General features: G+C 38.1%; 12 protein-coding genes. 7 read left to right on the top strand and 5 right to left on the bottom strand.

The window, feature by feature from the left end; translation table 11 throughout:
- The first annotated feature begins 36 nt into the window (after positions 1 to 36).
- Together purB and ACJVDK_RS02355 are read left to right on the top strand one after the other, a co-directional pair.
- Positions 37 to 1,383, top strand: coding sequence for an adenylosuccinate lyase (gene purB / locus ACJVDK_RS02360; RefSeq protein ID WP_443938683.1), 1,347 nt, complete (start codon positions 37 to 39; stop codon positions 1,381 to 1,383).
- 88 nt (positions 1,384 to 1,471) lie between these two features.
- Complete coding sequence (locus ACJVDK_RS02355; protein WP_443938682.1) at positions 1,472 to 2,023, top strand: NifU family protein; 552 nt, start codon at positions 1,472 to 1,474, stop codon at positions 2,021 to 2,023.
- Positions 2,024 to 2,107: 84 nt separating this feature from the next.
- On the opposite strand, the gene ACJVDK_RS02350 is transcribed toward ACJVDK_RS02355, so the two are convergent.
- Both ACJVDK_RS02350 and ACJVDK_RS02345 read right to left on the bottom strand, forming a co-directional pair.
- Complete coding sequence (locus tag ACJVDK_RS02350) at positions 2,108 to 2,899, bottom strand: inositol monophosphatase family protein (RefSeq protein WP_443938681.1); 792 nt, start codon at positions 2,897 to 2,899, stop codon at positions 2,108 to 2,110.
- Between the two features lie 49 nt (positions 2,900 to 2,948).
- On the bottom strand, positions 2,949 to 4,106 hold the full coding sequence (locus tag ACJVDK_RS02345; RefSeq protein WP_443938680.1) for a prolipoprotein diacylglyceryl transferase: 1,158 nt from the start codon (positions 4,104 to 4,106) through the stop codon (positions 2,949 to 2,951).
- A gap of 238 nt (positions 4,107 to 4,344) precedes the next feature.
- Between ACJVDK_RS02345 and ACJVDK_RS02340 the strand changes: the two genes are divergently transcribed.
- The 3 genes from ACJVDK_RS02340 (at position 4,345) to ACJVDK_RS02330 (ending at position 6,981) form a co-directional block, all read left to right on the top strand.
- A complete protein-coding gene (locus tag ACJVDK_RS02340) occupies positions 4,345 to 5,049 on the top strand; it encodes a DUF4397 domain-containing protein (RefSeq protein WP_443938679.1) in 705 nt (234 codons plus the stop codon).
- Positions 5,050 to 5,159: 110 nt separating this feature from the next.
- Positions 5,160 to 5,735 carry an RNA polymerase sigma factor gene (locus tag ACJVDK_RS02335; protein WP_443938678.1) on the top strand — a complete coding sequence of 192 codons (576 nt, stop codon included), beginning with the start codon at positions 5,160 to 5,162 and terminating at the stop codon, positions 5,733 to 5,735.
- 1 nt (position 5,736) lies between these two features.
- Positions 5,737 to 6,981, top strand: a complete 1,245-nt coding sequence (locus ACJVDK_RS02330) for a hypothetical protein (protein WP_443938677.1) — start codon at positions 5,737 to 5,739, stop codon at positions 6,979 to 6,981.
- A 792-nt stretch (positions 6,982 to 7,773) separates the two neighbouring features.
- On the opposite strand, the gene ACJVDK_RS02325 is transcribed toward ACJVDK_RS02330, so the two are convergent.
- Positions 7,774 to 8,280, bottom strand: a complete 507-nt coding sequence (locus ACJVDK_RS02325) for an FKBP-type peptidyl-prolyl cis-trans isomerase (RefSeq protein ID WP_443938676.1) — start codon at positions 8,278 to 8,280, stop codon at positions 7,774 to 7,776.
- 234 nt (positions 8,281 to 8,514) lie between these two features.
- The gene (locus tag ACJVDK_RS02320) at positions 8,515 to 10,527 is read right to left on the bottom strand and encodes a thioredoxin domain-containing protein (RefSeq protein ID WP_443938675.1); all 2,013 of its coding nucleotides are present in this window, start codon (positions 10,525 to 10,527) and stop codon (positions 8,515 to 8,517) included.
- A 106-nt stretch (positions 10,528 to 10,633) separates the two neighbouring features.
- Here ACJVDK_RS02320 and ACJVDK_RS02315 point away from each other — a divergent pair, with 106 nt between their 5' ends.
- Positions 10,634 to 11,731, top strand: coding sequence for a mandelate racemase/muconate lactonizing enzyme family protein (locus ACJVDK_RS02315; RefSeq protein ID WP_443938674.1), 1,098 nt, complete (start codon positions 10,634 to 10,636; stop codon positions 11,729 to 11,731).
- 109 nt (positions 11,732 to 11,840) lie between these two features.
- Here ACJVDK_RS02315 and ACJVDK_RS02310 read toward each other — a convergent pair whose 3' ends face one another.
- Positions 11,841 to 12,722: a glycoside hydrolase family 25 protein gene (locus ACJVDK_RS02310; RefSeq protein WP_443938673.1), complete on the bottom strand. Its 882-nt coding sequence runs from the start codon at positions 12,720 to 12,722 to the stop codon at positions 11,841 to 11,843.
- A gap of 87 nt (positions 12,723 to 12,809) precedes the next feature.
- On the opposite strand from ACJVDK_RS02310, the gene ACJVDK_RS02305 reads away from it, so the two are divergent.
- Positions 12,810 to 14,024, top strand: coding sequence for an MFS transporter (locus ACJVDK_RS02305; protein ID WP_443938672.1), 1,215 nt, complete (start codon positions 12,810 to 12,812; stop codon positions 14,022 to 14,024).
- The last annotated feature ends 111 nt before the right edge of the window (positions 14,025 to 14,135 follow it).

Below are 14,135 nucleotides of genomic sequence, written 5' to 3'. Positions count from 1 at the left end.
TCAATTGTAGTAAATTTGCGCAAAATTAGAATCATAATGAATTTAACCGCACTACAAGCTATTTCTCCTGTTGATGGTCGTTACAGAAAAACTACTGAAAGTTTAGCTAGTTATTTCTCTGAAGAAGCTTTAATAAAATACCGGGTTTTTGTAGAAATTGAATATTTTATTGCCTTGTGCGACATTAATTTGCCAGGCTTAGAAAATTTTGATAAAACATTATACCCTGCTTTACGAAAAATTCATCAAGAATTCGCCGAAGCTGACGCTTTAGAAATTAAAGAAACTGAAAAAGTAACCAATCACGATGTAAAAGCGGTTGAATATTTCATCAAAAGTAAATTCGATTCATTAGCATTACAAGATTATAAAGAGTTTATCCATTTTGGCTTAACCTCACAAGACATCAATAATACCGCTATTCCTTACACCGTAAAATTAGCGCTAAACGAAAGTTATTATCCAGCAATCACCACGTTAATTGAAAAGATTAATGAATTAGCGGTCGAATGGAAAGACATTCCAATGTTAGCACATACGCACGGTCAGCCAGCCTCTCCTACTAAGTTAGGTAAAGAATTTTTGGTTTTCGCAGAGCGATTAAGCATTCAGCTAGAAAATCTAAAAGCCATTCCAAACAGTGCTAAATTTGGAGGTGCAACCGGAAATTTCAACGCACATCACATTGCTTATCCACAAATAAATTGGGTTGATTTCTCTAATCACCTAGTAAATAATATCTTAGGTTTAACACGTGCGCAACACACAACTCAAATTGAGCATTATGACCAATTTGCAGCTCAATGTGATGCGTTAAAACGTATTAACAACATTATTATTGATTTAGACAGAGATATTTGGACGTATATCTCTAAAAATTACTTTAAGCAAAAGATTAAAGCAGGTGAAATTGGTTCATCGGCTATGCCACATAAAGTGAATCCGATCGATTTTGAAAACGCAGAAGGAAATGCCGGTATTGCAAATGCACTTTTTGAGTTTTTCGCAGCCAAATTGCCTATCTCGCGCTTACAAAGAGATTTAACGGATTCAACCGTTTTAAGAAATATTGGTGTTCCGTTGGCCCATACATTAATTGCTATTCAATCAACTTTACGTGGTTTAAATAAAATTTTATTAAACGAAGCGGCTTTAAAAGCTGATTTAGATGAGAATTGGGCGGTTGTTGCAGAGGCAATCCAGACCGTTTTGAGACGCGTAAATTACCCAAATCCATACGAAGCATTGAAAGAATTAACGCGTACCAACAGCAAAATAAATGCAGAAAGCATTGCTCAATTTATTGAAACGTTGGATGTTCAGGAGGAAATAAAAGTTCAATTAAGAACCATTACTCCTTTTAATTATACCGGCGTTTTTTAATTAGCAATTAAATTGACGTAGAACAGACAGCTACTCAAAGTTTTATTACTGAGTATTTGTTAATTTTGTTTATTCAAAGTGATAGAACATGACCATTAACGTATATACAGAACAAACCCCAAATCCAGCAACCATGAAATTCATGGTAAATAAGCTGTTAATTAACGGTAGCGAAGATTTTGCGACAAAAGAAAGTGCAGAAAAATCGCCTTTTGCAAAGGAACTTTTCAAGTTCAACTTTGTTAACGGTATTTTTTTCGCGAGCAACTTTGTAACCATTACAAAAACAGATGATGCGGATTGGGCCGATATCGAAGCCATCTTAAAGGAATTCGTAAAAGGCGCAGTAGAGTCTGAGTTAAAAATCAAAGATGTAACAGCTGATGAAGCCCCAACCTTTGAAGGAACTGAAACTGAAATTAAAATTCAGCAAATTTTACACGACTACGTTCGTCCGGCAGTAGAGCAAGATGGTGGAGCAATTACCTACAAATCGTTTGAAGAAGGGATTGTGACGGTAGAATTACGCGGTTCGTGCAGCGGATGTCCATCATCAACCATTACGCTTAAATCTGGTATTCAGAATTTATTGCAAAGAATGGTACCAGAAGTAACCGAAGTAGTTTCGGAAGCCATGTAATAGGCATTTTTCAATCTATAATAGGTAAAGGCTTGCTAATTCATTTTAGTAAGCCTTTTTTCTTGAAATACTTGATAAAAACGCTTAATTAAAATGCTTTTTGATACTTTCTAACATAACTGGTGTTAGTTTTGTATTCGTAGCTAAAATCTCTCGCTTCGCAAAGAAATCATTTCCTCCTGAAAAATCGACTACTTCCCCTCCAGCCTGCTGCACAATAAAACAGCCTGCAGCAAAATCATATACTTGCAAATTATATTCAAAAAAAGCATCAAAACGACCACAAGCCACATAAACCAAATCGGTCGCTGCAGAACCAATACGCCTTACTCCGTGACTTTTCTGCATCATTTCATTCAATAAAGCCATGTATTGGGGTTGTTTATCAAATTCATAGTAAGGAAAACCGGTAGCCAAAAGACTAGAAGATAAATCGGGATTGGATGACACCCGAATTTCTTTACCGTTTAGATAGGCAGCACCGCCTTTATACGCATAAAATACTTCATTTCGATTCAACTCATACACCACGCCTAAAACCGCTTGTCCCTCTTCGTATAAAGCCACACTTATACCATAGGTGGGTACTCCATGGATAAAATTAGTCGTACCGTCTAAGGGGTCGATAATCCAGGTAAACACTTTACCTTCGCGGCTAATCGTTTTCTCCTCTGTGATAAACCCAGCCTCTGGCAGCACTTCTTCTAAATTACGCACCAACATTTCCTCTGCTGTTTTATCAACATAAGAAACCAAGTCATTCAATCCCTTGTATTCTATCTTATTGACATCAAATTGCCTTGATTCTTTTCGAATAAAATTCCCTGTTAATTTAACAATCGATATAACTTTATTACACAATAGTTCGTAATCCATACAGCTGTTTTAAGGTTCAGAAGTTACTAAAATTTGATTGGTGAGTGCTTTACTGCTGATTTTCAAATTGATTTTTATTGCGAAGCGCATAGCCACACAAAGCCATTCCTCCCACTACCAAAATAAGCGAAATAAGCTCTGCTTGTGTAAACGAAATGCCAAAAGCATGGTACTTAGAATTCACACGAATTAACTCTATACAAAATCTTTCAACTCCCGCCATAATCATGTAAATACCGAACATCAAACCCGGAGCTTTAATTTTATCTCTAATTTTCCAAAGGATGAAAAACAAAATAAAACACACAATCACCTCATAAATAGGTGTTGGATACACGCCAAAGGGTAATTCATTACAAAATTTACCTACGCATCCTGGAATTGGAATTCCCTCGCCTACTACATTATTTGGGTATTTATAGGACCATAACCAATCAGGTAACCATCCGAAAGGTTTCGGATTTGAATTAACAATCCCCCAATCGCCATCTCCTGATAAATGACAACCAATTCGGCCAACGGCATAGGCTAGCATCATGCCAGGTCCGCCAACATCGAGCATGTGCAGAGGTTTTATGCCACTTTTTCTGGCAATGTACAATACTGCTGCTCCGCCACAAATTAAACCACCGTAAAAGGTTAATCCGCTGAATGATAGTAAACGCTCTATCGGATGTTGTACAAAATCATCCCAATACTCTAAATTATCAAAAAACTTAGCGCCTAAAAAGCCCCAAATTGCAGCCCAAACAATCAAACCACTCATAATTTGGTAGGGATGAATAGTCACCTCTTCTTCCTTAGGCTTTGCTAATTTATGTTTATCTTTCTCTTTATAATCCCAATACGCAAACAATCCGGCAAAAAACAAGCCACCTAAAATATTGCCTTTGGTAGACATTAAAATACCTTGTGAATCGCTCACAAACAATTGGTAGTTCAACAATGCATAAACCAACTTATAACCAATCACAAAACCAAATAATCCATTTAAGATTAATTCAGAAGTGGTGGCAGGTTTTCCTATCGTGATTTTTTTCTTAAAGGGTTTTAAAACGCCTAAAGCTTCTTTTCGTTTTAATTCTTCCGAAAAAGCCCAATATCCGGCAGCAAAAGCCACGGCAACAAAAACACCAAACGTGTTAAAAGGAAGGGGCAAATTAATCCCCAATAGGTAATGCAAAAAATGTGAAACGGTTGGAAACATACTATAAGTTTGCTGCGAATATACTAAACTAAGCCGAAACAGTACAAATTGCTTTCTTTAAGCTATTACCCGCCATAAAAGAGATATATCCAAAGTAAAATAAAATTAAACACCTGATTTACAATCACTAAAAGACTACCATAAATAAAAAAAAGAGTATTCTGTAGCGTTTCAGATAAATAAAACGTTTAACCTAAACAAAGCGCATTATCGCCCGTAATTAAAAAAATAGAAAAAAATGATTTCCCTAACAAAAACACGTTTCAGTACCATCCTAAAATCTCTTATCGTTCTCTTAAGTGTAACCCTTACCTTCTCTGCTTGTCAGAAAAACTCAACTGAAGATACCGTTCAAGCTGCTGGTATTGGTTTTGTTCATGCATCGCCTGGAACAGGTTCTCTAGACTACATTGTTGACGGCATCAAAACAGGAACTTTTAATTATACCAACGATCGTTTATACTATGCTGCGTACCCTGGCGCACGCATTGTAGGCGTTGCTAAAAAAGACTCGCTTTATTATTTAGCCAGTGGCTCTACGGTATTAGCGATGAATTCGTTTTACACTGTTTTCGTTATTGATACCTTAAAAAGTGTGAAATTAATGATGACAGAAGATGATTTATCGGCTCCACAAACCAATCAGGCCAAAATTAGATTTATCAATTTAAGTCCTGACTCTTCGCCACTTGATTTAGCCATTGAAGGAAATAATACACCTTTATTTTCGGCTAAAGCATATAAAGAATATACCAGTTTTACAAACATTGCACCGAACGATAGCTATACATTTCAATTGAAGCAAGCCGGAACTACTACTGTTTCTGCCACTCTTCCAGCTACAAAAATTGAGAAAGGAAAAATCTATACCATTTGGGCAAAAGGTCTAAAAAGCAAAACCGACAGCACACAGGTTGGGCTTTCGATTATGACAAACAAATAACACACTTGAAAACTTACATTGTCCCTTAACGGGGCAATGTTTTTTCTTTAAATTTGAACAAATTACATTAAAATTTGAGTCCTAATCAATTAAAATAATAGCTCCGGAAGGTGATTAAAAAAATTCTCAGTTTTGAGGAAATTTTAAAAGGCTGTGTAGAAAATGACAAAAGCTGTAAAGAAGCAATGTATAAATTGTTTTATGGCTACCTAATGGGCATAATTTTACGTTACACCAAAAACACCCACGACAGCGAAGAGCTTGTTAACGATTGCTTTATCAAAATTTTTAAAAGGATTGATACGTTTACAATCCCCGGAAAAACCACCGATCACATTCGCCCATTTAAAGGGTGGATTGCCCAAATTGCCTCTCGAACTGCTATCGATAAAATACGAACCACAAAAATACAATCGAATGTAGACGATCTTTCGGAATATGAACATCCTGTTAGCGAAGTTTCCACTGCATCCGATTTACATGTTAACGATATTTTAAATTTATTAAACCACTTGCCCGAAATGCATCGACTGGTTTTCAACTTATATGAAGTGGAAGGTTTTAATCACGACGAGATAGCGAAAATGCTCAATATCCCCGAAAGCTCGAGTCGGGTGTATCTTACGCGTGCTAAAAATAAATTACGTAGCCTTTATTTAAGTACACTGGTTAATACGTACAAATAAAATGGAAAAGGAATTAATTAAACATATAGCCGAACAGCTTAGCAAACATGAAGAAATGTATGCCGAAGGTGCATGGGAACGCTTTTCTGAACGCGAGGAAAAAAAGCGTGGGTTAGTGTGGTGGCCTTGGGCATCGGTTGCTGCTTTACTTTTACTGAGCGCTGGACTTTATTTCGGACTACAAAAATCATCTAATCCTATCCAAAACATCACTAAAACCACGAACAAAACACCTCAAAATAATCCAGCGGGGATAAAAAAACAAGAGAATACTGCCGCACCAGGCGATCATATTGTTGCTCCCATACTTCCAAAGGATGTACAAACTATTGAAAGCACAGCAGTAGTTGTTGCGAGCAAACTAGAATATATAAAAGATTCTGAAAATACGGTGGCAAGAGGTCTTGAGGCACAAGACACTGTCTCAAAAGAATCGTATTTATTGGCAAACACCATCTATAGACCATCGTTGAACACGATTCAATCGAGCAATCAATTCAATGGAATTGTATTCAACAAGCCTACTGAAAGCCAACATAAAGAAACAAAATTAACGACAAAACCAACTTTTGAGGAAATATTGGCATATGATAGTCAAAAACCAGTCTCGGTTGTAACGAAGAACAAATCAACTTCAAAATGGGAACCCGCTGTATATGTGGCACCAGCCATGGGTAACGATAACAAAGTAAACATGAATTACGGTTTCCAACTTTCGTATGCAGTGGCTAAGAAAATAGCCATTAGCTCCGGAATTGCCTATTCTACCTTAAGTGGCAGCGAAAGTATTAATTCTCAAAGTACCTTAAATGCGTTTTCGAGCAGAAATTTGGAATCTATTAATACGAGTGTTAGCGGCTTAAACATTCCTTTGGAACTACGATATAACATTACTGATAATCTGTACACCGGAATTGGTGTTTCTGCCATGGCAGTTTTAAATAGTAAACAACAAAGTAATTATGTAACCAGTCAATTTTCTGATGCTGCCTTAATGAGCCCAAGCAGTTTTAATGCGGCTAGCAATCTGGTGACGAAAGAGCGTAGCGTAGAGCCTGTTAAAGAATCAACCATCGACCCCAATATGTACATTGGCTTTTATAATTTCTCCATAGGTTTTAAACAGAAGATATCCCCTAAGAAAAATATTTCATTTGAGCCTTTTTTCCGTTTACCAATGAAAACACTATCCACCGAAAACTTAAACTTAACAAACGGTGGTTTGCGGTTAAAATTAGATTTTTAGAATGTTGTTGTTTTAAATATCCGTGTAAACGTAGCAATTCAGTAAGCGCCTTCATCACCCATTAGTTTTTACCACATCGTAAGAAACATAGACCTCATAGGGAAGAGAAACAGCCAAACTATGTGCCCTATGCTCCTATATGCTCCAAGATTTTTGTGCATACTCATTCGTTTTTCTTTCTTCGGCCAACATCTCCTAGGCCGACCTCCGCATGGGGGCTAACCGAGCAGCGAATACTAGAGATTCTTCGCTGCGCTCTGAATGACAAGAAAATTTTGAGCAACATGCTTTGAAAACAACCGTTAAAAACAGCAGGTATTAAGCGAAGGACGCTCGTCGATACCCAGCAGCGGGAAAATACAAAAACAGTAGCAGCAACATTCGAATATGCACAACCGAGCATTGTTCTATTCAGTTTTGCGGGATAAAAAAATACCGGTTACAAAACCCATCCCACAAAACCTAGCGATGTTGTTTTTGTTTTGCGTAAAGGCCTTGTGCGCAAAGCTGCCTAGCGGGATCGACAAAGGCTTTTGTTACTTTTGGCCTTCAAAAGTAAATTGCCCTGCCGGCAAAAGAGGCAGGAAAGGCAAGAGGGTTGGCAAACAACCTGCAGTATTTATTGAAAATTTCATAAACAGCCCACGTCATTGCACGCGCAGCAAAGCTAGCTTTTTCCTATGAGAAGATCACTTTGTGCATCCTAAAAAGCGATAATCCTCAAACTTCCCATTAACAAAAAAGTCGGCCATAAGCCGACTTCCAATTAGTTCTAAAAGAACCTATATTTTCTTAGTGTCCTGAATGACCATCTGCACCATGTGCATGACCATGTGCTAATTCTTCTTGTGTAGCTTCACGAACCACTAAAATTTTACCGCTGAACATTAAGTTTTTTCCAGCCATTGGATGATTTAAATCAACCGCTACTGTTTCATCATGAACAGCTGTAACACCTGCTCTAAATTGGTTACCATTATTGTCTTGCAAAGGGATCACATCGCCTACATTTGGCACTTCGCCTCCTGCATCAATAAACATCGCTTTTGGTAAATCAGCAAATGCTCCTGGGTCAATTTCTCCATAACCATCCGCAGCAGATAATTCGAAACTATACTCCGAACCAACGGTTAAACCTGCTAAATGCTCTTCAAATTTAGGCAACATCATGCCTACACCGTATAAAAATACTAAAGGATGTTGCTCATCTGCTTTTTCTACAAAAACTTGCTGTCCTTCTTCGTTTGTAGTATGCAATTCGTAAGTTAACGATACTACCGAGTTTGGTGAAATGTTCATTTAAAATGTTTTAATGTATGTATTTTATGTTTCCTAACGGATTGTAACCGCAATTGACATTATTATTTCGACAAATACTAAGAGAGCCCATATGAGCCCTTTTAATGAATGTGTTGCAAAGATATACTATTTATTTACCTAACAAAAAAGATAGCTCAATTGTTCCCGAAACAAACATTATTTTTAAAATGAACTTCAAACCTCATAAAACAATAAAAGAACCGCTCCCTAAATTTACCGCATCAATTCCAATGCTTCTTCTACCGATGTTACTGGTAACTGGCATACTTTGTTTCGGCAAACGTATACTTTGTTTTCATCACTTTGTTTTCCTTGTAACAAAGGAAGATTACTCGTTGTTCCCCCTAAAACAAGCTTATTTGGAATGTAGAATGTATTTAAATTTTTCTTTAATTTTTCTTGACTCAATCCCGTCAGAGCGACTTCATTTATTCCATATACCTCGTTCAACAATTGAATAGACCAATTTGAATATGCCGAACCATAGGTTTTTATCTTAGCCAATACGCCCGATAGCATTTCCGTTGCTTTTGTCACATATGCGTCTTCATCGAAAAGCAGGCTTAATTTCTGTAGATTTTGTGCAAAAACTGAATTTGCAGCAGGAATTACGTTATCCATTATTTCATGCTTACGTGCAATTAAATTTTCGCCCTTAGCCGAAGTGTAGAAAAACATCGGAGAGTCTTCATCTGAGAAATTCATCAATACATATTCCGTTAGCGATTTGGCTTCATTTAACCATTCTTCATTAAAATCAGCTTCATAAAGGGCTATTAAAGCTTCAATTACAAAGGCATAATCATCTAAAAAGGCCGTGATACTTGCTTTCCCATTTTTAAAGTTCCGGTAAAGCCCACCGTCTTCTGCCTTAAGATTTTGCAGGATAAAGGTTGCTGCTTTAACTGCTGCATCGTAATAGGTTGGCTCCCCAAAAATTTGGCTCGCCGCTACCAAGCCTGTAATCGTCATGGCATTCCAAGCCGTTAGACATTTATCATCTAAGCCTGGGCGCACGCGCTGAGCTCGAACAGCCAAAAGCTTAGTATTTGCCGCTTTTACTTTCTCTTGTAATTCCTCTTCCGTTAGCGCGTATTTCTCTAACAAAACAGCATCAGACAAGGTTTTGCGTAAAATATTAGTTTCTTCTTCCTCCCAATTTCCTTCAGCTGTAACATTGTAATATTCGCCAATCAACGGGGCATCGCTGCCCAAAACAGCGTCGAATTCTTCTTTATCCCACACATAAAACTTTCCTTCAACCCCTTCGCTGTCGGCATCTAAAGCTGAATAAAACAAACCATCCGCAGAAGTCATTTCATTAAAAATCCATGCAATACATTCTTCAGCTACTTGTTTAAACTGCGCTAATTTGGTGCATTGATAGGCTTCTGCATACAAACTGATTAATTGGGCATTGTCGTACAGCATTTTTTCAAAATGTGGCACGTGCCATTTATCATCCACCGAATAGCGCGCAAATCCACCACCAATTTGATCGTAAATGCCACCACGACTCATTTCATCCAAGGTATGACAGGTTGCTGTAAAAACTGCATCATCATCCGCCAGAAAACCATAACGCAATAAGAATAACCAATTATTGGGCAATGGAAATTTTGGCGCACGATTGTATCCCCCAAAACCAATATCAAAATGCCGTTTCCAAGGTTCTACAATCTCCTTTAAATGTTCATGGGTATACGTTTCCGGTTTTACCGAAGGGAGGATTTTTTCACTATCCACAATACCGGTCGTTAATCGCTCTGCATACTGAATAGCTTTTACAGAATCGTTCGCCCACAAGGCTGCAACGTTTTCCAAAATGTTTATCCAATCGTTTTTTCTAAAATACGTTCCACCGTAAATGGGACGTTGATCGGGCAAACAAATACAGTTTAAAGGCCAGCCTCCACTACCAGTCATCAACTGAATGGCATACATGTAAATCTGGTCAATATCCGGACGTTCCTCCCGATCTACTTTAATGCATACATAATGTCGGTTCATGACCTCTGCAACTTCGTGATTTTCGAAACTCTCGCGTTCCATTACATGACACCAGTGACAAGCAGAATAGCCAATACTCACCAAAATAAGTTTATTTTCCACCTTTGCTTTTTCCAAAGCTTCGGGACCCCATTCGTACCAATTTACCGGATTGTATGCGTGCTGCAATAAATAGGGCGATGATGCCTCAATCAATTTATTCGGAAATTTTTCCATACCGTAAAGTTAGGGCTTTCCTGTTTAGCCTGATACTTTTTCCAAAATTTCTTGCGTAGCTAATTTATACCCTTTACCTTTAAGCAGCCCTTTAAAACCTATAAAAATGAAAATTACCCATACCGAAATTTTTCGGTTCAGCATACCCATGGAACCTTTTGTTATTGCTACCGGAACCATGCATTTCGCTCAAAACGTGTTAATTAGAATACATACCGATGCCGGTATTCATGGCGTTGGCGAATGTTCTGCTTTCCCAATGATTGTAGGGGAAACTCAAGAGACCTGCATAGCGATGGCTAAAGATTTCGCCCAAATTTTAATCGGCAAAAACCCGCTGGAAATTCCTGAACGAATGAATGATTTATTGGGCTATGCTGACCACAACAGCACCATCAAAAGTGCTTTCGACATGGCCCTTTTTGATATCGCTGCAAAAAAAGCTAAACTGCCTCTTTACAAGTTTTTAGGTGGTAACAAACGCATTATTGAAACCGACATGACCATTGGAATTGATACCCCAGAAGGAATGGCAAAAAGCGCTTTGAAATACCAAAACCAAGGCTGTCGCATCATTAAAATAAAATTAGGCAAAGAGATTCATGCAGATATTGACCGTGTAAAATGCATACGAGAAGCGGTTGGTCCGGATATGACTTTGCGTTTAGACGCTAATCAAGGTTGGAGCTTCGACGATGCTTTATTTGCTTTAGGCGAATTGGAAAAATACAACATCGAATTTTGTGAGCAACCCATGCGTACCTGGTACGACGATAAATTACCCGAACTAAACACCAACTCTCCCATTAAACTAATGGCCGATGAAAGTTGCTACAATCATCACGATGCTCGAAAATTGATTAATAGTCAAGCAACCACCTATTTGAACATCAAATTTTCAAAATCAGGAGGCATTTTAGAAGCGCAAAAAATTCACGAGGTTGCCTTACAAAATGGCGTAAAATGTATGATTGGAAGCATGCTGGAGAGTAGAATTGCTTTAAGCGCCAATTTACATTTCGCATTAGCGAGCCCTAACGTAATATTTTTTGATTTAGACACGGCATTATTGGGCCATTTGGTTGACCCAGTTAAGGATGGATTAACATACAATGGCTACTTTTTAGATGTCCCTGAAACGCCTGGAATTGGTGCAGAACCCGATGAAGAGTTTCTTCAAAAATGTGAAAGTTGGGTGATTTAGAACTGAAAAGTTGGAGGTCGGAAAGTAGGGAGTCGAAGGTTAGGCTCAGTGAGTTTGAGACGCTATTATTCCTTCGGACTATGTGATCTTCCGGACTTTCGGACTATACCTACTGAATTAACATCCTAGACAAAGCCACACTATCTCCGCTAAAAGCATTAAAATCGACGACATGATTAATGCCGTTGATTTTTGCTTTATCCGAATGTTGCCAAAATTTCCAGCGACTTTTATCCAGGCTTAACTTCGCTTTATAATAATGAGCCACCCAAAGAGGATAATCATCGAAAAAGCCCTCTAAGTTATCTTGATAAAACTTCATTCCCGAATAAATAATCGGTCGCACTTTGGTACGCATTTCAACGTAATTCAAAAAATCTGACAATTCTTCACGCATCGCTTTTGGCGACACGCCGTCTAAACTTTCAATATCTACAACCGGAGGTAAATCGCCTTTTTCAATGTTAACCACTTGCAAGAAAAATTTTGCTTGTGCTTTACCATTCTTTCGGGGACGAAAAAAATGATACGCGCCACTGGTGATTCCTACTTTAGCGGCTTCGCGCCAATTACGTTGAAAATACGGATCAACCAACATCAGTCCCTCACTAGCCTTAATAAACGCAAAGCGGATGCTCACATCATCTTCATTCATAGCCTTCACTTTTGGCCAATCAATTTTCCCTTGGTAATACGAAACATCAATACCGTGGATAGTAAAATTCTTCGGGATACGAATATTGAAACTTTCGTACGTACGATAATTTGGATCCTGACCATAATCCTTTATCCAGCGCCAAGTCCCAGAAAAAACTTTCAGCACATAACCGTAATACAAAGGGGATAATAAAACCAACAAAAGGGCTGCCAGTGCAATTTTTACTTGAACAGCAAATCTGTTTGATTTCTTCTGTTTGGCAATAGGTTTCCGTTGTGTTGGTTTCCGCTGAATCGGTTTCCGAACCGGTGTTTTTTTAGGTAAAGGTGGCATAATAATATCCTGCTAAATTGCTAAAAAAAGCTGAAATTTTCTTCGCGATATAACATTTACTACATTTGGACAATATAATTCACACACATGTTTCAGCTCATTTACAAAACCTATAAAGAATCTTTCAGTGGACTAAGTAAAGAGACTTGGCTATTAAGTATTGTGATGATGTTTAACCGCTGTGGCAGCGTTTCTGTTCCATTTATGGGTTTGTATGTTACGCAAGCTTTACATCGTTCTGAATTTGATGCAGGATTAATTATTGCGTTGTTTGGCGTAGGCTCCATTATGGGTTCGGCCTTGGGCGGGTATTTAACTGATAAAATTGGATTTCGACCAGTTCAAATCGTGTCAGCTATTCTTTCTGGAATTTTATTTCTGATTTTTGCCTTTGTGCCAAATTTCACAGTTTTATGTGTATTGGCCGTTGTAATTAGCTTCTTTTCAGATGCATTTCGTCCGGCTAATTTTACAGCGATTACCAGCTACGCCACAGAAAACACCATTACACGCTCCTACTCACTTAATCGCTTAGCAGTAAACATCGGTTGGTCGGTTGGGATAAGCTTAGCCGGAATTGTCGCTTCCATTGATTATAAACTTTTGTTCATAGTTGAAGGAATAGTGAGCATTTTAGTAGGGATATCCATTTTAATTTTATTACCAAAAGCAGCACAAAGCATCAAAAAAACGCTGGAAAAATCGAGCGAACGTATCATTATTAAGCCTTGGCAGGATGTGTTCTACATTAAATTTATTTTATTAACGACTATTTTTATTACCTGTGCTTTCTTAATGTTTCGGGTAGTACCCATCTTTTTTAAAGAACAGTGGCATATTGACGAATTTGCCATAGGAATCATTATCGGGATTAACGGGGCCATGATTGCCCTTTTTGAAATGATTATGATTAATAAAATTGAAAAGAGGCGACCACCTCTATTCTTCATTATTATTGGTGCGATTTTCTTTGCGGCTTCCTATTTAATTTTAAGCATTTCGGGATTTTTCCACGTGGCCATGGCTGTTCTAGCCATTGTTACCTTTACACTTGGCGAAATGCTCACCTTGCCATTTATTAACACATTGGTTATCAGCAGAAGCAATGAATTTAATCGTGGTTTATATGCGGCAGGTTATACCCTTAGTTGGTCATTTGCACAAGTATGCGGCCCTCTGACAGGCTTATATATTGCTGAAAAATTAGGCTACAACTGGCTTTGGCTTGGTTTAGCAGCTATGCTCTTGTTATGTGGCTATGGTTTTAAACGCATGGCGAACCACCCAATACCAACGACGTAAAATTCCTGATTAACGACCTGGACGTTCCGTATCCAAAAACAAACTATCCAGATTCAACCGCAGCCAAATCTGGATAGATGAAAAAGTTATTCCGATTGGAACTACCTGCAG

Origin of the sequence: Pedobacter paludisoli, from assembly GCF_052344095.1 — a bacterium.
Classification (GTDB): domain Bacteria; phylum Bacteroidota; class Bacteroidia; order Sphingobacteriales; family Sphingobacteriaceae; genus Pedobacter.
Note: the sequence above shows the minus strand (reverse complement) of the source record. Positions and strands in the feature narration are given on the sequence as shown.

Bases quoted from the DNA above. Each gene is read 5' to 3' on its own strand.
- ACJVDK_RS02315 (WP_443938674.1), top strand. From the start codon at position 10,634: ATGAAAATTACCCATACCGAAATTTTTCGGTTCAGCATACCCATGGAA.
- ACJVDK_RS02355 (WP_443938682.1), top strand. From the start codon at position 1,472: ATGACCATTAACGTATATACAGAACAAACCCCAAATCCAGCAACCATG.
- ACJVDK_RS02325 (WP_443938676.1), bottom strand. From the start codon at position 8,280: ATGAACATTTCACCAAACTCGGTAGTATCGTTAACTTACGAATTGCAT.
- purB (WP_443938683.1), top strand. From the start codon at position 37: ATGAATTTAACCGCACTACAAGCTATTTCTCCTGTTGATGGTCGTTAC.
- ACJVDK_RS02310 (WP_443938673.1), bottom strand. From the start codon at position 12,722: ATGCCACCTTTACCTAAAAAAACACCGGTTCGGAAACCGATTCAGCGG.
- ACJVDK_RS02350 (WP_443938681.1), bottom strand. From the start codon at position 2,899: ATGGATTACGAACTATTGTGTAATAAAGTTATATCGATTGTTAAATTA.
- ACJVDK_RS02340 (WP_443938679.1), top strand. From the start codon at position 4,345: ATGATTTCCCTAACAAAAACACGTTTCAGTACCATCCTAAAATCTCTT.
- ACJVDK_RS02330 (WP_443938677.1), top strand. From the start codon at position 5,737: ATGGAAAAGGAATTAATTAAACATATAGCCGAACAGCTTAGCAAACAT.
- ACJVDK_RS02320 (WP_443938675.1), bottom strand. From the start codon at position 10,527: ATGGAAAAATTTCCGAATAAATTGATTGAGGCATCATCGCCCTATTTA.
- ACJVDK_RS02305 (WP_443938672.1), top strand. From the start codon at position 12,810: ATGTTTCAGCTCATTTACAAAACCTATAAAGAATCTTTCAGTGGACTA.
- ACJVDK_RS02345 (WP_443938680.1), bottom strand. From the start codon at position 4,106: ATGTTTCCAACCGTTTCACATTTTTTGCATTACCTATTGGGGATTAAT.